The 25671-nt window shown below is 62.8% G+C and carries 19 protein-coding genes; 9 read left to right on the top strand and 10 right to left on the bottom strand.

Annotation, left to right across the window (positions count from 1 at the left end):
* Positions 1-235 precede the first annotated feature (235 nt).
* The 4 genes from AC6UAL_RS03820 to AC6UAL_RS03805 form a co-directional block, all read right to left on the bottom strand.
* On the bottom strand, positions 236-1276 hold the full coding sequence (locus AC6UAL_RS03820; RefSeq protein ID WP_500682041.1) for a quinone-dependent dihydroorotate dehydrogenase: 1041 nt from the start codon (positions 1274-1276) through the stop codon (positions 236-238).
* A 54-nt stretch (positions 1277-1330) separates the two neighbouring features.
* On the bottom strand, positions 1331-2365 hold the full coding sequence (locus AC6UAL_RS03815) for an NAD-dependent epimerase/dehydratase family protein (protein ID WP_500682040.1): 1035 nt from the start codon (positions 2363-2365) through the stop codon (positions 1331-1333).
* Positions 2366-2537: 172 nt separating this feature from the next.
* Positions 2538-3416: a fumarylacetoacetate hydrolase family protein gene (locus tag AC6UAL_RS03810; RefSeq protein WP_500682039.1), complete on the bottom strand. Its 879-nt coding sequence runs from the start codon at positions 3414-3416 to the stop codon at positions 2538-2540.
* 66 nt (positions 3417-3482) lie between these two features.
* A complete protein-coding gene (locus AC6UAL_RS03805) occupies positions 3483-4172 on the bottom strand; it encodes a hypothetical protein (RefSeq protein ID WP_500682038.1) in 690 nt (229 codons plus the stop codon).
* A gap of 338 nt (positions 4173-4510) precedes the next feature.
* Here AC6UAL_RS03805 and AC6UAL_RS03800 point away from each other — a divergent pair, with 338 nt between their 5' ends.
* A complete protein-coding gene (locus AC6UAL_RS03800) occupies positions 4511-6997 on the top strand; it encodes a phage tail protein (RefSeq protein WP_500682037.1) in 2487 nt (828 codons plus the stop codon).
* Between the two features lie 299 nt (positions 6998-7296).
* Here AC6UAL_RS03800 and groL read toward each other — a convergent pair whose 3' ends face one another.
* From groL to AC6UAL_RS03775, 5 genes are all read right to left on the bottom strand, one after another.
* Entirely contained in the window at positions 7297-8940 is a 1644-nt protein-coding gene (gene groL / locus AC6UAL_RS03795) for a chaperonin GroEL (protein WP_500682036.1), read from the bottom strand.
* A 36-nt stretch (positions 8941-8976) separates the two neighbouring features.
* Entirely contained in the window at positions 8977-9261 is a 285-nt protein-coding gene (locus tag AC6UAL_RS03790) for a co-chaperone GroES (protein ID WP_500682035.1), read from the bottom strand.
* A gap of 112 nt (positions 9262-9373) precedes the next feature.
* Positions 9374-11296 carry a molecular chaperone DnaK gene (dnaK, locus tag AC6UAL_RS03785; RefSeq protein WP_500682034.1) on the bottom strand — a complete coding sequence of 641 codons (1923 nt, stop codon included), beginning with the start codon at positions 11294-11296 and terminating at the stop codon, positions 9374-9376.
* Between the two features lie 315 nt (positions 11297-11611).
* Complete coding sequence (locus tag AC6UAL_RS03780) at positions 11612-13204, bottom strand: hypothetical protein (protein ID WP_500682033.1); 1593 nt, start codon at positions 13202-13204, stop codon at positions 11612-11614.
* A 95-nt stretch (positions 13205-13299) separates the two neighbouring features.
* Positions 13300-14952 (bottom strand): SpoIIE family protein phosphatase, encoded by a 1653-nt coding sequence (locus tag AC6UAL_RS03775; RefSeq protein ID WP_500682032.1) that lies wholly within the window; start codon positions 14950-14952, stop codon positions 13300-13302.
* A gap of 189 nt (positions 14953-15141) precedes the next feature.
* Here AC6UAL_RS03775 and AC6UAL_RS03770 point away from each other — a divergent pair, with 189 nt between their 5' ends.
* The 7 genes from AC6UAL_RS03770 (at position 15142) to AC6UAL_RS03740 (ending at position 22054) form a co-directional block, all read left to right on the top strand.
* On the top strand, positions 15142-16611 hold the full coding sequence (locus AC6UAL_RS03770; protein WP_500682031.1) for an efflux transporter outer membrane subunit: 1470 nt from the start codon (positions 15142-15144) through the stop codon (positions 16609-16611).
* 224 nt (positions 16612-16835) lie between these two features.
* Positions 16836-17636: a diadenylate cyclase gene (locus AC6UAL_RS03765; protein WP_500682030.1), complete on the top strand. Its 801-nt coding sequence runs from the start codon at positions 16836-16838 to the stop codon at positions 17634-17636.
* Positions 17596-17763, top strand: a complete 168-nt coding sequence (locus AC6UAL_RS03760; RefSeq protein ID WP_500682029.1) for a hypothetical protein — start codon at positions 17596-17598, stop codon at positions 17761-17763. Before AC6UAL_RS03765 ends, AC6UAL_RS03760 begins: the two co-directional genes overlap by 41 nt.
* Before the next feature lie 23 nt (positions 17764-17786).
* Positions 17787-18422, top strand: coding sequence for a dethiobiotin synthase (gene bioD, locus AC6UAL_RS03755; protein ID WP_500682028.1), 636 nt, complete (start codon positions 17787-17789; stop codon positions 18420-18422).
* Between the two features lie 122 nt (positions 18423-18544).
* Complete coding sequence (locus tag AC6UAL_RS03750) at positions 18545-19486, top strand: LysR family transcriptional regulator (protein ID WP_500682027.1); 942 nt, start codon at positions 18545-18547, stop codon at positions 19484-19486.
* A 469-nt stretch (positions 19487-19955) separates the two neighbouring features.
* Complete coding sequence (locus AC6UAL_RS03745) at positions 19956-20786, top strand: carboxymuconolactone decarboxylase family protein (protein ID WP_500682026.1); 831 nt, start codon at positions 19956-19958, stop codon at positions 20784-20786.
* Between the two features lie 302 nt (positions 20787-21088).
* Entirely contained in the window at positions 21089-22054 is a 966-nt protein-coding gene (locus AC6UAL_RS03740; protein WP_500682055.1) for an alpha/beta hydrolase, read from the top strand.
* Between the two features lie 224 nt (positions 22055-22278).
* Here AC6UAL_RS03740 and AC6UAL_RS03735 read toward each other — a convergent pair whose 3' ends face one another.
* Entirely contained in the window at positions 22279-23793 is a 1515-nt protein-coding gene (locus AC6UAL_RS03735; RefSeq protein ID WP_500682025.1) for a hypothetical protein, read from the bottom strand.
* A gap of 335 nt (positions 23794-24128) precedes the next feature.
* On the opposite strand from AC6UAL_RS03735, the gene AC6UAL_RS03730 reads away from it, so the two are divergent.
* Positions 24129-25667, top strand: a complete 1539-nt coding sequence (locus tag AC6UAL_RS03730; protein ID WP_500682024.1) for an ankyrin repeat domain-containing protein — start codon at positions 24129-24131, stop codon at positions 25665-25667.
* Positions 25668-25671: the final 4 nt, after the last annotated feature.

The following is a 25671-nucleotide window of genomic DNA, read 5'->3' as shown; positions in this document are numbered from 1 at the left end:
TCCGCGCGTCGTTTCCGCGCTGCGCGACCGCAGGGAGGCTGCGGGGAGGCTGCGGGGTGCAGGCGGCGGCTGCGCTGTGCTGCGGCTCAAGGCCGCATTTCAGGCGCGGAGGCGCTCCCCTGCGCCGCAGGCCTCAGAGGGGCGCAAGGGGGGAGGCTCGTGCACGCGACAATCCCGCCGTCCGCAGTTGATGCAGACGGCGGGAGGCGAAGCTGTTGGTGTCTTTGAGCGGGGCTCAGCACCGCTTCATGTCGCGCAGGCGGCGGGCGCAGTCCGTGATGAGCTGAGGCCCCTTGAAGACGAAGCCGCTGTAGAGCTGCACGAGCGAGGCTCCGGCCTTGATTTTGGCCTCGGCGTCATCCGCGCTCATGATGCCGCCCACGCCGATGATGGGAATGCGCCCTTGGAAAGCCTGGGCGAAGGCCTCGAGCGTTTCATTCGCTTTGTTGTACAGGGGCTTGCCCGACAGACCGCCTTTTTGCGCCGCTGCGGGGTGATTTTCAACACCGTCGCGGGAGGTGGTGGTGTTGGTGCAGATGAGCCCGTCGAGCTGGCAGTCGACAAAGACCTTGGCGAGCTCGCGGATCTGCGTCTCGCCCATGTCGGGCGAAACCTTCATGACAATGGGCACATTGCGCCCCGTTTCGCCGACGAGATTGGCTTGTTCGCTCTTGAGCGCCGCCAGCAGATCCGCCGCCGAGTCCGCCCGGGCGAGCTCACAGAGGTTCGGCACGTTCGGGCAGGAGAAGTTGATGGTGATGTAGTCGGCAACGGGCCAAGCAGCCCGCAGGCAGGTGAGGTAATCCACGCGAGCCTCGTCGTTCGGCGTCGATTCGTTTTTGCTGATGTTGACACCGAGCACGCCGCTGAAACGGCGCGCGGCGCGAATGTTCTCCACGCCCTCCTCAATGCCGGGGTTGTTGATGCCCATGTGGTTGATGATGGCCTGCTGAGGAATGCAGCGGAAGCAGCGCGGTTTGGGATTGCCCGGCTGAGGCCTCGGCGTGAGCGTGCCGACCTCCACAAATCCGAAGCCGAGGTGCCCGAAGGCCGCAAAGGTGTTGGCTTCCTTGTCCATCCCGGCGGCAAGACCCACACGGTTGGGGAACTTCAGCCCCATGACGGTGACGGGGTCGTCAATGCGGCGGCCGTTGATCAGGGAGCAGAGATGAAGCTTTTCTGCGACTCGCAGCCCGGAGAGGGTCAGCGTGTGAGCTGTTTCGGGGTCGAGGCAGAAGAGAAAACGTTTGGCGAGGCTGTAGAGGAGGGAATTCACGGAGTGGAGAGAGCGGAAGGAGCAGGCGTACTGCCCCTTCCGCCCGGGGTGGGGTCAATAATGGAAGGTCGTTTTGTAGTGTTGCCGGAACCACTGAACGAAAATCGGCACGGCTTCTTCGAAGTCCCAGACCGGCGAGTAGGCCAGTTGAGCCTCGAGCTTCGAGGTGTCGGCGTAGGTCTCGGCACTCTCACCCCGTTCAATCGACGGCGTGGAGTCGACGTCGATGGAGGCACTCTTGCCCATGGCCGTCTCGATGGACTGGATGAAGGTGCGCAGCGGGATGGCCTTGCCGCGCCCGACATTGTAGAGCGCGTAGGGTGCGTTTCCGCCGAGGGCGAGCGGCGGATTCGACAGGGCGATCGCCACGCCGTCGACGACGTCATCAACGTACGTGAAGTCGCGGATGAGATTGCCGTTGTTGCAGATGGAGATGGTTTTGCCGTCCGCTATGTCGCGCGCAATCGTCATCGGCGGCGAGTCCGGGCGCCCCCAGGGCCCGAAGGCGCAGAAGAAACGGAAGACGGTTACGGGGAGTTTGTATGCCTTGGCGTACGTGTAACAGGAGAGCTCCGCGCAGCGCTTCGTCATGGCGTAGATGCTCATCGGGGTATCAACGTCATCCTCTTCGCTCTGCGGAGCGTGCGCCCGCGCCCCGTGCACACAGGCGCTCGAGGCGAAGAACAGATGGCGGACGCCATGCCGCCTCGAAGCCTCGAGGATATTCATCGTGCCCATGTAGTTGTTTTTGATGAAGTATTCGGGATTGCGCATGGACTCGTCTATGCCCGTCACGGCCGCCATGTGCACGACGCTGTCAAACTTCTCGGCCTCAAAAAGGGCATTGATACCCCCTTCGTCGAGGATGTCGAGCTGGCGGAAGGAGAGAGCGCCGGGACCGGGCACGGAGGCGCCGTACGCGATGCGGGTGCAGTCGAAGCCCAGCTCGCCGAGTCGGGCGAGTTTCAGCTCCCGTGAGTTGAGTGTGTTGAGATTGTCAACAACGACGACGCGATGGCCGTCAGCGAGAAGACGCTTGACGACGTGGAAGCCGATGAATCCGGCGCCACCTGTAACGAGAATATTCATGGCAGAAAGGTCCGAGGTTGATTTGGTAGGATTGCAGGTAGTCATTATAACATCCCGGCGCTCCTTTGCAATACCAATTTGCGGCCTAGGCTCAAAAAATCGCGAGATGCGGATGCGTGTCTGTTTTTCTCTTATGCCCTGATATTTCCTGATAGAGCGAGGGAGGATGCGTTTAGTCTTCGTCTTCGGCGATGACGGTCTGCCTGACCCAGCCGATGGCATCGCAGCCGAACTCAACGACGTCGCCGGGCTTGAGGTAGCGGGGAGGGTTCATGCCCATGCCGACGCCTCCCGGCGTTCCCGTGGAGACAACGTCGCCGGGATTGAGTGTGATGAACTGAGAGACGTAGGCGACCAGCTGCGCCACGGGGCGGATGAGTTGCGAGCTGTTGCCGTTTTGCCGCAGCTCGCCGTTGACCTTGAGCTGCAGTTGCAGGGCGTCCGGGTCGGGGATTTCATCGCGGGTGACGAGAACGGGCCCGAACGGCGCGAAGCTGTCGCAGCTTTTGCCCTTGGTCCACTGCCCCCCGTGCTCAAGCTGGTAGGAGCGCTCGGAGTAGTCGCACATGAGGGTGTAGCCGATGATGGCGCGGCGCGCCTCCTTCTCATCGGCGCGATGCAGGGTGTCGCCGATGACGACGGCGAGCTCCACTTCGTAGTCGAGTTTTTCGGCTCCGGCCGGGTTGATGACGCAGCTCAGATCCGCGCTGACGGCCGAGGGGGATTTCAGGAAGAGCGAGGGCTCCTCGGGCTTGTCTCCGCTGAACTCCATCGCGTGATCAGCGTAGCTCTTACCGAGGCAGGCAATGTTGATGGGCTGCACGGGCAGGGCGCTGCTCACGACAAGACCCTCCGAATCCACGGGCACACCGTCGGGCGCCCCCTTGGAGATCCACGTTTCAATCTCCTTGCGGAGCTTTTTGCCGTCCGGCTGGAGGGCAGCCCAGATTTGATCTTCGTTCGAGCTGACGTCGATGAAGCATCGGCGCTTCGGAACCCAAAGACCGATGACGGTCTCGCCGTCTTCATCGGTGTAGTATTGCAGTTTCATGTCAAGGAGGTGAGAGCCGAGGGACGTGGTGCCGCCGCACCGCGGAGAGAGCGGGGCGTCGGGATATCAGTCCCAATCGTCGACGTGGAGGGGGATGTCGTTGAGATGAGAGGGGAATTCGTCTTTGGAGGGAGCGGATGCGGGCTTGGGCGTGGCGGTGCCGCCGCTAGGCGCAGCTCCGGCGTTGAGCGCATCGCTGACGGGGTCAACCACGGCGGGAGTCGGTGACGCAGGGGGCGCCGCATAGCCGCTGCCGGGCGTCAGGCCGGTCGGCTGACCCGTTGTCGTCGCAGCCGGCGTGCCGTCCGCCGTGCCGGAGCCGAAGCCTCCCGATACCGGGGCGAGCGGGTCGCCGGAGACGCTTTGCTCCTTGCCCGGGTGGCGCAGCACGTCGCGGTAGAGGTAGACGGCATCGCCGCTCACAACGGTGCCCGAGCGTATGGTGGCCGTAATAAAGCCGCGCACGGCGCGTGTATCGCGCAGTTCGAGGTTGCCGACTCGGGTATTGCTGCCGTCGGCCGGGTGTGTGATGAGGGTGGAGCCGGCTGCGGGCATCGGCCCGATCATCCGCAGAACAACGAAGTTGCGGTCGGCATGTACCTGGTGTACGGTGCCGAGATAGAGGGGCGCCGGCTCGTCGGTCTTTTCCCGCTTTTCTGCGTCGGTCTGCGACTGCTGCTGCTGCGCTATCTGGCATGACGGCAGCAGGGCGAGAGCCAGAGCGGCGGGCAGGCTCATCAACGTCGAAAACTTCATGCAGCCAGAGTACACTATTCACCGCCCATCGTCAAGCAGCATCTCTCGGGGGAGTTTGGCGTCGGGGGCTTATTTGCCGAGCCCGTGGCGTGCGGCTTGGCGCTGTCCCCGGCCTCAGCCGCGGATTCCGCACCGGGCCGGAGTGTCGGCACTGCCTTTTTTTTCGATCGGTCGATGGTTCGAAGTCCTTCTCTCTCCCGCTCTCTCGCACCCTCTATCTCACCCTCTATCTCACCCGCTCCGCCCATGCGTCCGCGCTGCCCGCCCGTCTGCGGGCAGGTGTTGCCGCGCTTCCTCTCTTTGTTGATCTTTATCGTTTTATATGCGATGGTGAGCGCATGCAGGATAATCCCTTTGTGCTCGGTTTTACCGCCGGAGAGTTGAGCCCTTGGCTCGAGTCTCGTTTCGATTTGCAGGCTTATCAACGAGGAGCTGCGCTGTTGCAGAATTTTATGGTTCAGCCTTATGGCGGAGTGAAGCGCCGCTGCGGTACGGTGTATGTCGCTCCGGCTTACGAGCAGACTCAGGGGGCGGTGCGCCTTGTGCCCTTCCGCTTCTCGGAGTCGGATGTGCTGATGCTCGAGTTTTTCCCCGGCGGAATGCGGGTTTATCGCGATGCCCTCCCGGTGACGGATGCGGAGGGTGCTCCTTACGTGTTGTCCGTGCCTTGGGACTCGGCCGAGGCGATTGCACAGATGGAGCTGACTCAGGTGAATGATGTGATTTACGTGACGCACGCGAAGTTTCCGCCCTATGCGTTGAGTCGCTATGCGGATAATGACTGGTCATGTTCGGAGCTCGAGCTGGAGCCTTATCCCCGTGAGTCATACCAGTTGCAGGACGGGCTGCTGGAGGTGTCGATTCATCAGGGAGGGAAGACGGCGACGCTGGTCTCCGGCTCGTCGACGCTGCGCTTTTCGTCTGAGATGGAGGGGCGTGAGTTCGTGATTGCCGATGCGCCGATTTCTCCGATGTCGTATTTTTTGAATAAGACTTATGCGCTGAATACTTATGAGTTGCCGAATCTGGAGACGGAGTCCGTGCGGCCGAGTTGTACGTACCGCGTTTATGATTCGGCGGAGCAGATGTATCATTTTTACTACTGCCGCAGTCCCTATATGCCTTCGATGTTTTCGGGGAGTACGTCGCCGGCGGATTACAGTTTGTGTTTTATTCCCGGTGCTTTCGTGTTGAATGATCGAAAGTTGCCCTTTGAGGTTTGCGGGGATTGGGAGCTTGAGACTTATGGCGAGTGGAACGGGATGTGGGAGTTGTGGCGTACGTATGATTCTCGGGCTCAGTTGCAGGATTATACGCAGTGGCAATGGACGCGTTTGCATTCTTTTCATCAGGATGGTTCGCAGGAGCGCAAGAATTGGTCTTTTTCGGGCTCGGAGGATCGCGCCTGCCGCATGGTGCTGATCTGCAAAGCGCAGTCGACGACGACGCTGCCGGCTATGCTGTGTTTCCGCGTGTTGGGCGGGCAGCGCGAGTACAAGATGCGTATTGTGTCAGTAGAGAGCGCAACGAAGGCGACGGCGGAGGTGCTGACGCCGTATTTGGATTATCCGAAGGTGTTTTCGACGCGCAGTTGGAGCTTCGGGGCTTTCGGTGCTCGCAATGGTTATCCGTCTTTTTGCAATTTGCACCAAGGTCGTTTGTGGTTCGGCGGTACGGCCGGGCAGCCGACGACGCTCTTCGGCAGCAGTGTGGATGATTATCGCAATTTCCGCGTGGGCTCGAACGATGACGATGCGCTGCACGTGACGATTGCGACGTCGGATCAGAGCCGTATTTGCTGGATTTGCCCGGCGCGCAGTTTGTTGGTGGGGACGTCGTCGAGCGAGTGGACGCTCAGCACGGCGTCGGGATCGGCGATTACGGCGTCCTCGGCTCTGTTCAGCCGGCAGTCGTCGGTGGGCAGTGATCGCCTCGGCGCTCATGGGGTCGAGAATACGGTGTTTTATGTGCAGCGGGGCGGTAAGCGTTTGCGGGAGATTTCATACAAGCTCGAGGCAGACGGATTTACATCGACGGATACGAGTTTGCTCGCGGAGCATTTGTTCGCCTCGGGCGTGCGCGAGTGGACGGTGCAGAAGGGGAGCAATACGCAGCTGTGGGTGCTGATGGAGAATGGCTTGCTGGCGGTGCTGACGACGAACGCGGAGCAGCAGGTGACGGCGTGGCAGCGGGTGGTTTTCCCGGGGCGTGAGGTGTTGCATGTGTCGGCGCTTTCGAGTCTCGATAGCCATGAGGATGAGTTGTGGCTGGTGCTGCGCAATGCGGTTTCGGGGCATGTGAGCATCGAGCGCTTGGTCGACGGTGCGGCGTTTGTCGACGGGGCTGTCGAGTTTGATGCCGCGGAGGAGGCGCCCCTTTATCCGCATTTGGCCGGTTTGCAGGTGTATGGGCGGCCGTCGGGTTCGGCGGAGGGCTTTGTACGGGTGTCGGTGGGTGATGACGGAGCGGTGGTGCTGCCGGAGGGCGCCTCGGGCAACTGGGTTGTGGGGGCGTCTTTTGCTTCGGTGTTGCAGACGATGGGGATGGAGCGCGAGGTGAATTTTAACACGGTGCGGCAGTTGGGACGCGTGAAGTTGCGCGTGCAGGAGTCGGACCCGCATTTTTCGTACCGAGCGGCGCATGTCGAGCGCTGGGAGCAGTATGAGCCGGAGCGCGATGGCCTGAGTTATCCCTTTACGGGAGCGATTCGCCTGACGAATGTGCCGCAGCCGGGTGTGGGGCAGGGCTTTTGCCTGAGTTACGACGGACCGCTGGATTTCCGTCTGATGGCGCTGGTGATGGAGGTCGATTCTCACGGGCGCTGAGTCCTGCCGCTCTTGGCGCCCTTGCATTCTTCCCGGGCGGGAAGTGTCATGACGGAATGGTGGGCGGCGGGCTGTCGGGAGACGGCCCGCCGCTTTGTGTCGCCGCTTTGTGTTGCCTTTTTGTGTTGCCGCTTTGTGTCGCCGGACGCGCGGGCGGGAGCGCGGGGAGAGGGTGCACGCCGGTGAGCTGAGGCAGGGTGAAGCGGGGCAGGGCGTTGCGGTACGAAGAAAAGCGGGTTGCCCCGTGAGGCAACCCGCTTGAATCTTGTCTGGTTTTCCGAATATCGGAGCCGTGCGGCTTACATCATGCCGCCCATGCCGCCCATGCCGCCGTCCGGGGCGCCGGCGCCGCAGCTGCAGCCCTTCTTCTCGGGCAGGTCAGCGATGAGGCACTCGGTGGTGAGCATGAGGCCGGCGATGGAGGCTGCATTCTGCAGAGCGGAGCGCGTGACCTTGGTCGGGTCAACAACACCGCTGGTCAGCAGGTCCTCATAGGCGTCGGTGACGACGTTGTAGCCCTGAGTCGGCGATTCGAGGCCCTTGACCTTCTCGACGATGAGAGCGGCTTCGCGGCCGGCGTTCTCGACGAGCTGGCGAAGCGGGGCTTCAACAGCGCGGTAGACGATGGCGGCACCGGTCTTCTCGTCGCCCGTGAGCTCGAGGCCGCAGATGGCCTTCTGGGCGCGGATGAGGGCGACGCCGCCGCCGGGAACGATACCCTCTTCCACCGCAGCGCGGGTGGCGTGCAGGGCGTCGTCGACGCGGTCTTTCTTCTCCTTCATCTCGGTCTCGGTGGCAGCACCAACCTTGATGACGGCCACGCCGCCGGCGAGCTTGGCGAGGCGCTCCTGAAGCTTCTCGCGGTCGTAGTCGCTGGTGGAGTCGGCGATCTGCTTGCGGATCTGGCCGACGCGGGCGGAGATGTCAGCGGACTTGCCGGCACCCTCGATGATGACGGTCGTGTCCTTCGTGACGACGACGCGCTTGGCCATGCCGAGCTGGTCGATGTTGACGCTGTCGAGCTTGAGGCCGAGGTCCTCGGAGATGCACTGGCCGCCGGTGAGGATGGCGATGTCCTGCAGCATGGCCTTGCGGCGGTCGCCGAAGCCCGGAGCCTTGACGGCGCAAGCCTTGAGTGCGCCGCGCAGGCTGTTGACGACGAGGGCAGCCAGAGCTTCGCCTTCGATGTCCTCAGCGATGATGAGGAGGGGCTTGCCGGCCTTGGCGACCTTCTCGAGCACGGGCAGGAGATCCTTGAGGTTGCTGATCTTCTTCTCGAAGATGAGGATGTAGGGGCTTTCGAGGACGGACTCCATGGAGTCGGCGTTGGTCACGAAGTAGGGCGAGAGGTAGCCCTTGTCGAACTGCATGCCCTCGACGACGTCGAGCGAGGTGTCGATGCCCTTGGCTTCCTCGACGGTGATGGTGCCGTCTTTGCCGACTTTGTCCATGGCCTCGGCGATGATGCTGCCGATTTCTGCGTCCCAGTTGGCGGAGACGGTGGCGACCTGCGCGATTTCCTTGGAGGAATCAACGGGCTTGGAGATCTTCTTGAGCTCTTCGACGACGGCGGCGGCGGCCTTGTTGATGCCGCGCTGCAGCGAGATGGGGTTGGCGCCGGCCGTGACGTTGCGGAGACCTTCGCGGTAGATGCTCTCGGCAAGGACGGTGGCGGTGGTGGTGCCGTCGCCGGCGATGTCGTTGGTCTTGCTGGAGACTTCGCGGACGAGCTGGGCACCCATGTTCTCATAGGGGTCTTCGAGCTCGATTTCCTTGGCGACGGTCACGCCGTCCTTGGTGATGTTGGGCGAGCCGAACTTCTTGTCGATGACGACGTTGCGGCCGGCCGGGCCCAGGGTGCACTTCACGGCCTTGGCGATCTTGGTGACGCCGCTCAGCAGGCTCTGACGTGCGGTTTCTTCAAATGAAAGTTGCTTTGCCATAGTGTGATGCTTGTTATGGGTTGGTTAACGGTTGGTTCAGTCGATGATGGCGAGGATGTCGCTCTCGCTCAGAATGGTGTAGGTGGTGCCGTTGACGGTGACTTCGGTGCCGCCGTATTTGGTGATGAGCACCTTGTCGTTGACGGCGACGCTGAAGGGAATGGGCTGGCCATCCTTGTCGCGGCCGCCGGTGCCGATGGCGCGCACGATGGCTTCCTGCGGCTTCTCCTTGGCGGTATCCGGCAGGAAGAGTCCGCCGGCGGTTTTGCTTTCAGCTTCGACGCGCTCCACGAGCACACGCTGTCCGATGGGTTTAATCATGGTCTTATTGATGTGTTTGGTTGATTGAAGATGGTGGGAGTCCCTGTTCGTTGTCAGGGGGGGGGGAGCCGGAGCAGGTGTCCTTCCGAGCGCCTGCTCCGGCAATGAGGGGTTATTTGTCGTCATCGACGACTTCGGCGTCGACGACCTTGCCCTTGGCCTTGCGCGGGCCGTTGTCGCTGCCCTCACCGGCAGGCTCGCTGTAGGCGGCGCCTCCCTGCTGAGCGGCGGCTTGCTGGGCAGCCTGATTGAGGTCGCCGAGCATCTTTTCAAGCTCCGTCGTGAGGCTCTTGCACTTCTCGACGTCCTTGGCCTCGGCTGCGGCCTTGAGGGCCTTGACCTTCTCCTCGATGGGCTGGGTGATCTGAGCCGGGGCTTTGTCTCCGAGCTCCTTGATCTGGCGCTCAACGTTGTGGGCGAGCGAGTCGGCCTTGTTGATGGCCTCGATGTCCTCGGCCTTGCGGCGATCTTCCTCGGCGTGGGCCTCGGCGTCCTTCTTGGCGCGCTCGATCTCTTCCTTGGAGAGGCCGGACGAGCCCTGGATGGAGATGTTTTGCTCCTTGCCGGTGTTCTTGTCCTTGGCGGTCACCTTCAGGATGCCGTTGGCGTCGATGTCGAAGGTGACTTCGATCTGCGGGACGCCGCGCGGAGCCGGCTGGATGCCGTCGAGCTTGAAGTTGCCCAGCAGCTTGTTGTCGTTGAACATGCGGCGCTCACCCTGGCAGATGCGGATGTCCACCGCAGGCTGGTTGTCCGCCGCCGTCGAGAAGACTTGGCTCTTGCGCACCGGGATGGTGGTGTTGCGGTCGATCATCGGCGTGGCGATGCCGCCCATCGTCTCGATGGAGAGCGTCAGCGGGGTGACGTCGAGCAGCAGCACGTCGTTGACGTCGCCCATGAGCACGCCGCCCTGAATCGCGGCGCCCACGGCCACAACCTCATCGGGGTTGACGCCCTTGTGCGGCTCCTTGCCGGCGAGGCGGTGAGCCATTTCCTGCACGGCGGGCATGCGGGTCATGCCGCCGACGAGAACGAGCTCGTTGATGTCGCTGGTGTTCAGCCCGGCTGCGGCGATGCAGTTCTTGACGGGAGTGGCGGTGCGCTCCAGCAGGTCTTCGGTGAGTTGCTCGAGCTTCGAGCGCGTGAGCGTCATCTGGATGTGCTTCGGGCCGGTCGCGTCCATCGTGATGAAGGGCAGCGAGATGTCGTAGCTCTGCGTCGAGCTCAGGGCAATCTTGGCCTTCTCGGCTTCCTCCTTGATGCGCTGGAGGGCGTCGGTCTGCTTCGAGATGTCCATGCCTTCCTTGGCCTTGAATTCGCTCAGAATCCAGTTGATGACGGCGTTGTCCCAGTCGTCACCGCCGAGGTGCGTGTCACCGTCGCTGGCTTTGACTTCGAAGACGCCGTCGCCGATTTCCAGCACGGAGATATCGAAGGTGCCGCCGCCGAGGTCGTAGACGGCGATCTGCTCGTTGCTCTTCTTGTCGAGGCCGTAGGCCAGTGCGGCGGCCGTCGGCTCGTTGATGATGCGGCGCACCTTCAGACCGGCGATTTCACCGGCGGCCTTGGTGGCGTTGCGCTGGGCATCGTTGAAGTAGGCGGGCACGGTGATCACGGCTTCGGTGATGGTCTCGCCGAGCTTGGCTTCGGCATCGGCCTTGAGCTTCGAGAGCACCATAGCGCTGATTTCCTGCGGCGAGTAGACCTTCGTCTCGCCGCCGACCTCGACCTGAATGTGCGCGTCGCCGTTCGGGGCCTCGACGATGGTGTAGGGCACCTTCTTGTCTTCAGCCGTCAGCTCGGCATACTTGCGGCCGATCAGGCGCTTGGCCGAGAAAATGGTGTTGCGGGGGTTCGTGACGGCCTGACGCTTCGCCGCCTGACCCACGATGCGCTCGCCGCTCTTCGTGAAGGCGACGACGGACGGGGTGGTGCGGGCACCCTCGCTGTTCTCGAGAACGGTGGCCTGACCGCCTTCCATGACGGCCATGCAGGAGTTCGTCGTTCCGAGGTCAATTCCAAGAATCTTGCTCATGTTGGTTTTCCTTTCTGTTTGTTAAGTGCTTCGTTGATGGGTTAACTGTCGGCCTTGCGGACCGTATCTTTTCGCCTTCTTTCTTGCAAAGAGCGTGCCAGATTTGTAAAGAGTTGAATTTAAGGGATTAGTGTTTTGCGTCCAGGTGTTTTGGCGTTTAAGGCGCGTCAAATTGCCGCACTTTGTCCCAAAATGTCGCATCGGCTGCGGCATTTTGCCTCAGCTCAACGAGCGGGTGAACGAGCAGATGAAAAAGACCCCCTGTCACCGCATGTGACAGGGGGTCGGATGGGGGGGGGGAGGAACTCCGGGATATCAAGCTTCGGGGCTTTCGGCCGGCGATTCCGGCGCGGCCGCGGAAGCTTCCGGCTGCGGCTCGGGCCGGGGCGCTTCGGGCTCAGCTGTCGGCTCGTCGGCGGGGGCGGCAGGGGCCTCCTCTGCTGCGGCAGGCGCGGTCTCGGGCGCGGGAGTCTCGCTCTTGGCCTCTGCCGCTGCTGCATTCTTGGCGTTTTTGGCGCGCTTGCCGCTGCGGCGGGCTCCGGCGGGAGCCTTGGCGGGCTCAGGGGCAAGGCTGCCCTTCGGGTACCAGATGGAGTTGTCCGCCGTCACGACGATGAAGCCCTGCTCAAGCAGCCAGATCATATCGGCAACGTAGGGGGCGTAGGCGTCGACCGTGGCCTGCTTGCCGGCCTCATCCGTCGCATTGGGCACGCCGGAGAGCGCCGCGCACATCGCGTCAACCTTGCTGCCGGAGTTCTCCTTGGTCCAGTTGACGATGGCCATCATGCGGTCGGCCAGCACCATGTCGGCGGGGATGGCGCGCACGCGGCTCGGCCCGGTGTAGTGGTGCCCCTGCCATTTGTAGATGGGGATGTGGTGGCGAGCCAGCCCGTGGCAGAGGTTCGGAATGAGCATCTGCGGGAAACGAGCCGTTTTGTCGGACAAAATGGCGAGGTGCGCCGCGAGGCCGGGAGAGAGCAGAGCCCTCGGCGTGGCGCCGTTGACGAAGACCTTGTCGACAACCTCATAAGCCTCGGCGTAATGCTTGGCCTTGAAGTCGGCCTCGACCGCCTTGGCGTCGCTGAGCACGACCTCGGCATCGCGCAGGGGCTTCCACACGACGGTTCGGCTGGCCTGCTTGAGCCATGCGGCGACGGTCTCTTCGCTCTTGTCGACGCGAACGCGCGCCTTGAAGCTGCTCAGATCCATCTGGGCGTACTTTTCGCGGTAGAGGTGCATGAGAGCCGCTTGGTAGCCGTGCCAGTTGACCGGGCCGATGAGCTCTCCGCCGAGGCTGCAGACGGCGATGGCATTGAAGTTGCCGCTCGGGGCGGGCGTCTCGATTTCCTCGCGGCTGTAGAACTTGCCGAACCAGTCAGCCTTCCAGAGGTAGGCGACGGCTTCTTCCTCGCTCAGCCAGCAGGCGCCGTCGCCGAGGCGGGAATGAATCATCATGGGGCCGTTCTCCAGCTTCATGAAGACGAGGTCGAAGCGGTCGCGCGAGGCCATGACGACGCGCGCGAGGTCGAGCAGGGGCAGGGCTCTCTTCTGGCGTTGAATCTGAGTGGCGAAAATCTCCAAGATGCTGTTGGCGGGGCGCAGCTCGACGCGAAGTCCCGGCGTCGGAGCAGGCAGGCGGCGCGGGGCGCGCTCGCCGCGACCCTCGCGACCCTTGGCGCGGCCGTCGCGGCGATCGGCGTTGCGATCCGCGCCGCTGCGGCGGTCGCGGAAAGAGGGCTTGCGCTCCGCGTCGCGACGCTTCGGCGCATAGTCGCGCGACGACATCTCTTCATATTTTTGCGGCTTCGAAGCGTCGTTTCCCTTGCGGGCCCAAGCGGGACCGAACTGAAACTCTGTCAGCTCCGACAGATTAAAGGGCGTACCGCCCTCTTGATGATTTTCATCCATAAAGATTCGATTCGTAACTGATGGAAGGGTAGCCTAAATCGGCCGAGAATGCAACTTTTTTTTGATGATTGTATCTCAAAAATTCGTTTCGGGACTTACTCGCTCAAGAATTCGACGCCCAACATGCAAATATCATCCTCCTGATCGGCATCGCCGGTGAAGTTATGCATGCAGGCAAGGGCTATGTTAATCATCTCCGTGATGTTGACGGGCTGGCGCTCCTGCAGGTAATTCATGACGCGCACGGCGCCGAGCTCATCGCCCTTGCCGTTGTGAGCTTCCGTGAGTCCGTCGGTGTAGAGCATGAGCTTCATGCCGGGCTCCAGCGGGATTTCGCTCTCGCGGAAGAGCGCGCTTTCGATGAGCCCGAGGGCAGGGGAGCGGGGAATGGCCGGAAGCACGGCTTTGCCGTCCGCCGTCATGACGATGGGCGCCGGATGTCCGGCGCCCGAGAGAGTGAGCCTCTGCCTGTCGAGGTCGAGGTAGACGTAGCAGGCCGACGAAAACATGGTGATATTGGCCTGGCTGAAGATGCGGTAGAGCTGCCGATTGAGCGACGAGAGCAGAAGCCCCGGCGTGTCAGCCAAGTTCGCCACCTGCTCCATGAGCCCCCGCAGCATGGCGGCGATCAGCGCCGCGCTGACCCCGTGGCCCATGACGTCGCAGATGAGCATGCCGACGCCCGAATCACCGACCGGAAACACCTCGAAACAGTCCCCGGCCACCCCGGTGGAGGGCATGTAGACGTGGTGGAAGGTGGCGCGGCGCCGGCTGCCGTCATTCGGATTCGTCCAGACGCGGTCGGGCAGTCGCAGGGGCTGAAGAGCGCGCTGCACCTCGCGCGCGAGGCTGATTTCCTTCTCCAGCGCCCGATTCCTCTGGTCGAGCTGCTCGGCAATGCGCTGGTAGCGGCGCTGCGCTTCGATGAGCTCGGTGACGTCCGACGAAATACCGACGATGCCCTTGATGTTGCCGTCGTGGCCGTACCACGGGAACTTCGAGACACGGCTCCAGCTGTTGCGCTGTTTACCGTTCTTCCACGTCTCGCGATGGATGCGGTTGGTGATGGGCACCCCGGTGTTCATGACGTTGAGCTCCTCCGCCCGGGCAACCTCCGCCATGCTCTCGGTGAAGAAATTCGTATCGCGGCAGCCGATGAGGTCGGCCGGGGTGCGTACGTGCATCTTGCGCGCCGTGGCCTCGTTGGCCAGCACGAAGCGCGATTCGCGGTTCTTGAAATAAATGTTGTCCGGCAGGTAGTTGATGAGGGTGCGGAAGAAGTTCTGATCCTCCAACGCCCGCATATCCGACATCTTGCGGCGCGTGATATCAACCCACACCCCCACGAGCCTCACGGGCTTGAGATCTCGGCCTCGCTCCAGCAGACCGTTGACGCGTATCCAGCGCCAACCGCGCGAGCGCAGATTGAGCAGGCGCACCTCCACGCGCATGGGCGAGGCCGCCACCATGGGCATGTCGATGTAGCGCTGGACACTGCTGCGGAAAAACTGCAGATCCTCCGGATGGATCGTTCGCTCGCTCTCCGTGAAGATATTGGGCGCGATCTCCCGAAAGGGCAGGCCCATCATGCGCAGGCACTGCTCGGTGTAAAAAATCTTGCCGGTCTCCATATCCCAGCAATAGACGCCCTCTTCAGCGGCACGCAGCGCCTTGCGCACCATCTCCCAGTTGAACACCCCGGGAGCCGCGCTGTTATGTGGCTTAAAGCTGGCATCGTCGCTCATCATGCTAAACTCTACCCTATTCCTTTTGCTTTTCAAGCAGAAAATGAAAAAGTGCCCGAATTATTTGTGCTCGCGGGCAGGCTCGCTGCTCGCGCAAGCTGCCGCGTTTGCTGCCCTCATGACACAAAGTTGGAAATTTTCAGCGGATAAAAACTTGACAACGCGAAGCATTAGGAGTAGAGTCAGCGCGGTATGATGAATCACGGAAAGTCTATGAAGATGACGGTTCTCAGCCTGGCTTCCGCCGTGGCCGTGCTGGGCATGAGCTCCTGCCTGATGGGCCCCGATTACAAAGAGCCCGAGATGGAGGTGCCGGCAGCCTTCCGAGGGGCTCCCTCCATGAAGGAGTCGATCGCCTCGCTGCCTTGGTGGGATGTGATGCGCGATCCGGATCTTCGCGACCTTCTGCTTGACACATACCGCAACAACCGCAGCCTCAAAGCCACGTTGGCCAACGTGGACAGCGCCCGCCAGAACGTGACGGTGACGCAGGCTCCGCTCTTCCCCTGGGCATCGTACGGCGGCAGCGTCTCCAAGGGCGCCAACCAGACCGGCGGTTCGACCATCGTCAACAGCGGCGGCATTACGACGGCTCCCGGCTCGATGGCGGCTTCCGCCTCATGGGAGCTTGACGTCTGGGGCCGCACGCGCCGCGCGGTCGAAGCTGCCGAGGCCGATTACTTCTCTGCCGAGCACCAGCTGCGCGCCCTCCAGCTCTCGCTGCTGCGTCAGGTGTCGACGGGTTACCTGCAGCTGCTGATGCTCGACGAACAGCTGCGCGTCCAGAAGGCGAGCGTTGAATCCTATCGCAAGTCACTCGAGTACTTCGAGTACCGCTTCAAGTACGACGCCGACAGTGTGCTCTCCGTCGATTCCAGCCGCGCGGCTCTCGCGGCCGCCGAGGCTCAGATCCCGGCCATCGAGTACCAGATCGTCGAGCTTGAGAACACGCTGAGCGTGTTGGCCGGCCGCACGCCCGGCCACATCCGCCGCCGCGGCAGTCTCTCCGACTACGCCGGCGGATCCACGGTGCCCGCCGGCATCCCGGCCGACATCCTCGCTCACCGCCCTGACGTGCTTGCGGCCGAGCAACAGGTGCGCGCCGCCAACGCCGAAATCGGCGTGGCCATCGCCAACTACTTCCCCTCCATCTCGCTGACCGCAGCCGCGGGTGTGGCCTCGTCCGATCTGACGACCGCCGTGCGCAAGGGCACGGGCTGGGGCATGGGCGCCAACCTCTCCGGCCCCCTCTTCCAGGCCGGCCAGCTGCGAGCCTCTGAGAAGATCGCCCGCAACAACCTCGTCGCGGCCGTCGCCAGCTACGAAGAGACCGTGCTGACGGCACTCAGTGAAGTCTCGACCACGCTCGTGCAGCGCGCCAAACTGCGCACGATTCTCGAACGGCAGGAAGCCGCCGTCGTATCGTATCGCCGCTACCTCGACGCCTGCCTTGAGCGCGTCAAGACCGGCTATTCCGACTACTACGAAGTGCTGACGGCTCAACAGAACCTCTTCCCGGCCGAGCAGAAACTCGCCGAGTATCGCTACCAGTATGCCGCCTGCATCCCGACCCTCTACACGCAGCTCGGAGGCGGCTGGAACCGCAGCTCGGAGAGCATGCGTGAAGGTCGCGATGACGCCCCGGCTCAGGCGAAGCAGTAAGGCCTCCGCCCGCAGCCGCCTCATGGCTTCAAACAAACGCCGCCGTGCCGATGCACGGCGGCGTTTGTCGCATCACGGCCCGCTGCGGCAGCAACGGACGCACGGCCGCTGCCGCCTGTTTGCGGCGGCGGGGCCGCTCGCCGGATAGAGGCGAGAACGCATGAACAGCGCGCAAGCCGCCCTTTGGGCTTGCCATCGGACGGACGAAAGAGTAAAATGATCGCATGAGTTTGCTCGAGTACATCCGCGCCGCCTTTGAGGTGCTCGTACTGGCCGTCATCTTTTATCAGGTGTACAGAGCCTACAGGGATTCGCCGTCCGCCACCATTTTCATCGGCCTGATCGCCTTGGTCGTCGTCGGCTTCCTGCTCCTCAAACTCATCGGAGCCGGCGTGCTGGAGCACATCGTAACCGTCATCTTCGCCGGCCCCGGCTTGGTGCTTGTCGTGCTCTTTCAGCCGGAAATCCGAACCGTGCTCGCCAAGTTCTCGCGCAAAATCATGACCGGGCGCATGTGGACGCATGCGGACTCGCACAGCGATGAATTCATGCAGCGCGTCAAAGAAGCCGTCACCTACATGGCCAGTCGCCGCATCGGTGCGCTGCTGGTGTTTTGCCGCACCAATCGACTCGACGACATCGACCACTACGACCGCGGCACCAAAATTGACGCCATCTTCACCCCCGCCCTCGTCGAGACCATCTTCTACACCGGTTCCCCCCTGCACGACGGAGCCGCCGTCATCATCCGCGAGCGCATCGCCTCCGCCGGCGCCATCCTGCCGGTGAGCGAGCGCAACCCCATCGACGCCTCGATGGGGCTGCGCCACCGCGCCGCCATGGGCATTGCCGAAAAATCCGACGCCGTCGTCGTGGTCGTCTCCGAAGAGAAAGGCCGCATCACGCTCTTCTACGGGCAGAAAGTGCAGACGGACATCTCGGTGAACCTGCTTTGCGAACGCCTCTCCTCGCTCCTCTACAACCATGCTGACGATATCGAAAATCAAGAGGTTTCTGACGTTTGAGTGGCAGGCCAAACTCGTCTGCCTGCTGTTGGCCGTCGTCGTTTGGATTGTTGCTGACTGGCTCTACGTCAAGAAAGACGTCGAAGAACCCGGCGACGATGAAATCCTTTTTGCAACACCTCTCTGAGCCCCGGCCGCCCAACAACCGCCATGCAAAACTTCTTCATCACCGGCACCGACACTGAAATCGGAAAAACCTACGTCACCACCGCCCTGCTGCGCGACCTGCGGCGCCGCGGCATACCCGCCATGGGCTACAAACCCATGGCCTGCGGAGACCGCAGCGACGCCCGCGCCATGCGCGACGCGACCGACCCCTCCGTGAGCCTCGAGCTCATCAACCCCCTCTACCTGCGGGCCGCCACCGCCCCCTACATCGCCGCCACCCTCGAGAACAAGACCATCAGCCTCGGCACCCTCATCGAAGGCTACGAACGCGTTGCCGCCGCCTACGGCCCCGTGCTCGTCGAAGGTGCGGGCGGCTGGGAAGTCCCCATTGCTCCCGGCGTCACCATGGCTGATTTTGCCGTCGCGCTCGGCCTGCCCGTCATTCTCGTCATCGGTAACAAACTCGGCGCCGTCAACCACGCCCTGATGACCATCAAAGGCATACGCGAGCGCGGACTGAGCTGCCGCGCCCTCGTCCTCAACCACCTGCAGCAGGATTGGGACACCGCCGCGCTGACCAATCGCCAACTCATCGAAGAGTTCTCCGGCTTGAGCGTCGCCGCCGAGCTCATCCACGGCCAAAGCGACATCGACTCGCAGGCCGTGCTGGGTTTCTGAGCGCTTCCTCATCCCGAAGAGGCGGGCGGAGCGCCTGGCGCGTCGCCCGGCTGCTCGCCCGTCGTGTATCATCGCCGGGCAGGACTGCTTCCTGCTTGACGTCCGCGCCCTTCCGTGCTTCAATGGCAGCAATGGAACTGCGCGTTCTCCGCTACTTTCTCGCCGTCGCCCGCGAGCGCTCCATCACGCATGCGGCTGCCGCTCTGCACATCACCCAGCCCACACTCTCTCGCCAGATTGCGGATTTGGAGAGCGAACTGGGCGTTCCCCTCTTCCGTCGCGACCGCAAAAACCTGACCCTCACCGAGGCCGGCCTGCGCTTTGTGCAGCGCGCCGAAGAAATCCTGACCCTCACCGAGCACGCCATCAGTGAAGTCTCCATACACCGCAAAGACATCTGCGGTGAAGTCACCATCGGCTGCGCGGAATCGCCCGGCTTCAGCCTCTTTGCCGATGCCTGTCAGCGCGTCCAAAAGTGCAACCCGGGCATCCGCGTTTGTCTGCAAACCGCCAACGCCACCTGCATCAGCGAACAGCTGGAATGCGGCACCGTCGACTTCGGCTTCATGCTCGCCCCCGTCAAGCTCTCCGATTACGAACACCTGAGGCTGCCCCACGTCGACACATGGGGCCTGCTGGTGAGGCGAGACCACCCCTTTGCCGAGCTCGCGCAACTCAGCCCCGATCAAGTTGCCTCCCAGCCGCTCATCACCTCCTACCGCGAACCCGTCCTCGAATTCCTCTCCGGCTGGCTTGGGCGGCAGCTGAGCAGCTGCGACATCCGCTGCCGCTACAACCTCGCCTACAACGCCGCCCGCTTCGTCGAGGCCGGCGTCGGCTGCGCCATCTGTCTCGACGGCCTCGTCCCGACGGGAGGCGAGAGCCTCCTGCGCTTCATCCCCTTTGCGCCGCGACTGAGCTCCCCCTCCTACCTCGTCTGGAAAAAGGCCCGCTTCTTCAGCCGAGCGGCACAAGTCTTTTACTTCGCGCTTTGCAGCGAAGTTCGGCGCCGGAGCTCTGCCCAAGACGCCCCGGCCCGAGAGAGCTCAGCCGACGACGCGTGAAAGAGGACGCATGAAAAGACATCGCTGGCCCGGCGCCGACCGACGCTCTCGAGCCTTTTCCCCTTCCTCCTGCCGCAGCTCCACGCCGGAGCCGCGCCGCCGACATGTCGAGGGCTTACGGGTTCGCACAAGTGTCGCGCAAGTGTCGGGCAAGTGGCGGACGGGGGGACGAGGGACGGACAAGGCTCGGATAGAGTTCGGATAGGATTCGGATGGGGGAGAGACGAAGGCCCGATGGGAGGTGGACAAGATTCGGCGCCCGGAATTGGTGGCGATGCACGAGGACGGCAAGGGAGGCATGGCATTTCCCGTCACCGCGCGATTCATGCCCCGCAGGCATAAAAACGTATGCCGAGCAAGTATTTGCGATGGCCGAGAAAACTGCTACAATGACATCAACGGCGCGAAAGCTCGTGCAAAGGCTGCCCGGCGGACGCGCCTTCACCAACACAAGATTCTTCCCCCCCGTATGAAGAAAACAACCTGCCTCCTCCTCGGTACCCTCATCACCATGAGCCCCAACCTTATGTCACAAGAACCCGTCAAACAAACCGCCGGGCGAGACCAACTCGGAGACTTCGCCCCTCAATTCGCTCAGCTCAACGACGACGTCCTCTTCGGCGAAGTCTGGAGCCGCACCGATAAACTCAGCCTGCGCGACCGCAGTCTCGTCACCATCACCGCCCTCATCAGCATGGGCATCACCGACAGCTCGCTGAGCTACCACCTCAACGAAGCCAAGAAAAACGGCATCACCCGCAGCGAAATCGCCGAAATCCTCACCCACATCGCCTTCTACGCCGGCTGGCCCAAGGCTTGGTCCGCCTTCCGCCAAGCCAAGGATATCTGGGCTGAGGACGTCAAGGGGCAGGGGGCCAAGGCCGACTTTGAGCGCTCCATGATTTTCCCCATCGGCGAGCCGAATACCGCCTACGAGCGTTATTTCACCGGCAAGAGCTATCTCGCCCCCGTCTCCTCCGAGCAAGTTCGCATCGCCAACGTCACCTTCGAACCGCGCTGCCGCAACAACTGGCACATTCACCATGCCGCCTCCGGCGGCGGGCAAATCCTCATCGGCATCGCGGGTCGCGGCTGGTATCAGGAAGAGGGCAAAGCCGCCGTACCCATCCTGCCCGGCACCGTCATCAACATCCCGGCCGGGGTCAAGCACTGGCACGGAGCTGCGGCCGATAGCTGGTTCGCCCATCTGGCCGTTGAAGTCAACGGCGAACAAGGCCGCAATGAATGGCTCGAACCCGTCAGCGATTCCGAGTACGATCGCCTGTCCTCCGATCGGTGACAACACCCCCTCCGGCCGACCACACGCATCGACGGACTGCAACCGGCGACGGACTCCATCCATCGACGAAGCTCACGCATCGGCCGTCGTTTCATATCCGCCTTCTTCAACCTCAGACATCCTCACATTCAATGAAAACAAACACCCTCATCCTCATGGCCGCAGCGCTGGGGCTCACGCTCAGCGCTGCCGGACAAGCTCCGGCCCCTGCGCCGTCATCGGCCAAGCAAGCCCGAACCGAGCAACAGCCGAGCACACCCGCCCGAGCCCCGCTGCTCAACAGCTCACAACCCCGCACCACCATGACACCCATCACCGAAGACACCCGCGTATTCCCCATCAACCCCGATATCACCGCCCTGAGCGTCAGCTTCCCGACCCGCTTCGGCACCACGCTCGTCGGCCACCTCTACCTGCCGAAAGACTTTGACGCCGCCAAACGCTACCCCGCTATCGCCGTCTGCGGGCCCTTCGGCGCCGTCAAAGAGCAAGCCTCCGGGCTCTACGCCCAGCAACTTGCCTCTCTGGGCTTCGTCGCCGTGGCCTTCGACCCCTCCTTCACCGGTGAGAGCAGCGGCGAGCCGCGCTACGTAGCCTCTCCCGACATCAATACCGAAGACTTCTGCGCCGCCGTCGACTTCCTCTCCCTCTGCCCCTTTGTCGAGGCGGAGCACATCGGCATCCTCGGCATCTGCGGCTGGGGCGGCCTCGCCATCAACGCTGCCGCCCTCGACCCCCGCATTAAGGCTACCGTCGCCTCGACCATGTACGATATGTGCCGCGTCAGCGCCCTGGGCTACAACGACAGCATGACGGCAGAGGATCGCGCCCAACTGCGCCGCAGCCTCGCCGAGCAGCGCCTTCGCGACGCGGCCGCCGGCAGCTATCGCCGTGCCGGCGGCGTCATTGACCCGCTGCCGGACGACGCCCCGCTCTTCGTCAAGGACTACTACGCCTACTACAAAACGACACGCGGCTACCATAAGCGCTCGCTCAACTCCAACGAGGGCTGGAACGCCACCTCCGTACAGCCCTTCCTCAACAGCACTCTCATGAACTACGCCGGAGAAATCACCACTCCCGTTCTCATCGTGCACGGAGAAAAAGCCCACTCGCGTTACTTCGGTGAGGGTGCCTTCAGCAAGCTGAAGGGAGACAACAAAAAACTGCTCATCGTTCCGGGAGCCAGCCACGTCGACCTCTACGACAACATGGAGAAAATCCCCTTTGAGGCCATCGGCGACTTCTTCCGTACGAATCTCCGATAACCAAGTCGGCGCTATCCTGCGCCCCCCCTCCCTCCGGCTGCCCGCTGCGCTGCCTCCCGCAGCGGGGGCTGAGGGAGGGGCTTAGGGAGAGACCCGGCACGCGCCGGTTGCGGACTTGATGAGCCTCTTGGCCGCCGCCGTGCTCCGACGGGTGTGCCCCGGCCTGTCCGACGACGGCCGGAGGCTCAGCTCTCTCGGAGGTCGCACTCAGATCCCTGTGCGTCTCACATGTAGCCCTCAAACGGGGAACACTCGAGCAGGTGAAAAACCTGCCGCATTTCCAAGGCGCGGTCTGCCGCAGGGGCAGGGGCATCATCGGTACTCGAGCTTTTCCGTTGCTTTGAGGGATACGGCTCCCCGTGGCTCTCGAGCGCTTGGTAGCCGCGGATCTCCACTTCCCCTCCCTCCGGATGGGAGGCAACGTATTGCCGCAGCACATCGTTGTCCACGACGTATATAAAACCCGGCTCCGCAAGGGGGAAACTGATGCACCAAGGATTCCCGGCAAGTTTCGGGTGGCGGAAAAGCAACGCCGTATCTTGGAAAATCTCGCCGTAGGCATACGTGCTGTGCAGAGGCAGCAAGGCGGCCTCCTTCTCCCGTCGGGCCGAGGGCAGGTCTTTTATATTTTGATCACCGCTTGCCAGTAAATAGAGGAAGCGCTCCCTCGTATCCAGGAGGTAGAGTTGATATTCGAGCGTGGAAACCCCCGTACCGCTGCCTCGGTATCCGGGGCTGGGGCATACCAGATTTCCCATTGCTGTATAGTAGCGCTCCCACGCGCGTTCTTCTCTGCGGATGAGTTCCCGCATGGCTTCGCAGTAAGTGACGGTTTGATCGGATGGGCTCCCGTCTGGCGCGCATGCCGGAATCTCGCTTGTCATGACTTGGCAGTACTCGGTAAAGGGATCTCTGCTCTCACGCTCGAAGCCCGCGCTATCGTAGCTGTAGTGCGCTAAGTAGCTCTCCATGAAACGCCTCTGCCGCTTTTGCCATTCGCAAGCTTGCCGCGCAAGCTTCCATTCATTGGCTACTGTCGAATCACCGCCGGTACGCTGCCAGAAAATGACCTCCGGATCAGGCCGGTTCAACATAGGTCTTCCGCCCGGGTGAAGAGTGGGTTCAACGCAACCTGCGTTCATGAAGGAAGCACAGAAGGACAGGGCCTCCAAGTCCCGGTGAAAACTTTCCTCCAGATATTTTTCACAAATCTCTAGATAATCCTCGACTTCATACGGGTCATCAGGCTGATAGTGAGGGTGCGACAGCGGCCCGCGAATGAGCGCCATCTGCGCCGTGAAAAGCTCCTTGGCCGCGGCGAGAGCCTCGCGTATGTGCCCTCGGACTTCCTCAATCTCCGCCTTCTCATCCTCCGTCAGAGGCCTGTTGTACTCGTCCTCATCGAGGACGAGATACTTGCGAGCTTCGCTCTGCTCCATGAGCACTTCTTGCCAATAATCAAAGATCGGAGGCAGGGGCCGAGGCGAAAAATAGGGGAGTGCTGAGCTGCCATCCTCTGCCGGGGAGTCTGCATCATCCTCCGGCAATAAGTCGTCGTCCGCCGGGTCGGCAGCGGTTGCCTCATTCGTTCCCTCTGCGGGAGCGGAGACGGTGGCGGGCGCCGATGCGGCGTACGAGCAGGAAGCGGAGAGCGGGGCGTTTCCCTCAGCGGCGGCAGAGAGCGAACAGCCCAGCGTTGCTACAAGGGGAAGAAGGGGGAATGAATGCGCTGTTTTCACGGGAGGGTATTCTACCAAAGATGCGGAAAAATACAACACCAATGTTTTGTATCGCGTCGAGTCGGGGAATAAATCCGATACAACCGTCGCGGCGGAGCGACCTTCGCGAGGGCTAGACAAATCGACGCGGAGAAGGGGAGAGGGGGCGGCGCGAAGCAAGCCGTGACCCGTTGCTTCTCGGCAAGCCGTGACTCGCCGTAGGTTCCGGAGCCGCTGCTCCCCCGCGCTCCCGTGAACCATGCAAGGAGAGATATGGGAAAAGCTGTTACTTTTCCTCTTGTGGACTCAGTTAAAAAGATGTATGATGCACGGCAGAAAGGCCACCGCTCCTTGTTATGAAAAAACTTTTCGTTATTGCCGTTGCGCTGTCGGCGACCGCCGCTTTCGCTCAGTCTCCCGCCGTTGCCTCTGCGTCTCCTGCTGCCACCGCCTCGGCGCTTTCTTCCTCCCCGTCCGGCTCTACGTCTTGGGGAGCGGGGGACTTCGAGGCGCAGGTTTTGCCGGAGGAGCACCTCTACCCCGTTGTGTGGCACGACCACGCGGGCGGATGGGGACCGCGGGCCTGGGTGTGGTGCGGGGATGCGGTGCGCTGCGTGAGCGTTGTTTTTGCGGATCCGCGAGACGAGATGAACTATCGCGCGCTCAGCTTCAGGGTAAAGAATCAGGCGCAGGATCCGAACTTTGCCGAGCAGTATGTTGCGCCTCCCGCCGTCTGCTTCAGCGGGCACTTTGAGGCGGGGACGGATGCGTGGAATCGTCCCTTGCTTCGCGTCAGCAACTGGTTTGTCATGCCGCCCTTTTTTCGCCTGAATGCCGAGATGGATGTGGTGGTCGACTACGCCGAGTCCGAGAAGCGGATGCAGCTGGATGCGTCGGATTTCGACAGTCGCCCCGGCCGTACCTTGCACGGCGTTTCGTTGCAAAAATACGTCAAGAGCAGCGGGCAGCGCGAGGCGTTTACGTACCCCGTGGCGGATGCCGATCCGCAGAGGCGCACGGTCACGCTTCTGACGCACCGCAGCTCAGAGGCGGCTTCGGGGCAGGGGCTCGAGCCGGTCTGCTTCACCGCGGCGGCCGTGTTTGCGGATGCCGCACAGGCTGAACACTTTTTCTCGCCCGAGAATGTTGAGCGCGTGAAGCGCGCGCGAGCCGAGGGCTGCGGAGCGGCGCTGATGCTCACGGGGATTTACCGTCCGGCCGACGGACGCATTCAGGCTCTCGATTTTGCGCTGGGTGATGTGCTGGCGGCCGAGCCCGCGGCACCCGCGCCTTCGCTCGATGAACGGCTGTTGGCGGCTGCCCGTGCGGGGGACGCCGCCTGCGCTCGGCGCTTGCCGGCGAGCGGGGCCAAGGTGAATGCCTGCGACCGCCTGCTGCGCGAGACGCCGCTGCACCTCGCCGCCGGCGGCGGGCATGCGGAGCTCGTGCGCCTCTTGCTGGAGGCAGGCGCGGATGTTCGGGCGAAGGATGCCCGCGGCGGGACGCCGCTGCACTGGGCAGCGGCCTGCGGCTCGGTGTGCGTGGATGAGCCCGACAGCGATGAGGCGCGTGCCGCCGCGGCCCGAGGTGCCGCTGCGAGCGATGCCGCAGCCGTGGCGCAGCGCGTGGAGGCGCTGCGCCTGCTGCTGGAGGCCGGGGCGGATGTGAACGCCGCGGATCGCTCGGGCATAACGCCGCTTCAACGTGCGGCAGCGGTGGGCTATGCCGACGTGCTGCGCGAGCTCCTTGCTCAGGGAGCCGATGTGAACGCCCGAAGGCAGCAGAACCCCGCGGCGCTCTCCTCCGGGCCGAAGTCAGCCCTCGAGGCAGCGCGGCGCTTCGGGCGCAGCGACAGCGAGCGGATTTTGAAGGAGGCCGGTGCCGAGGAGCCCTGAGCCG

The sequence above is a fragment of the Candidatus Parakkermansia intestinigallinarum genome, assembly GCF_944389695.1.
Classification (GTDB): domain Bacteria; phylum Verrucomicrobiota; class Verrucomicrobiia; order Verrucomicrobiales; family Akkermansiaceae; genus Akkermansia; species Akkermansia intestinigallinarum.
Note: the sequence above shows the minus strand (reverse complement) of the source record. Positions and strands in the feature narration are given on the sequence as shown.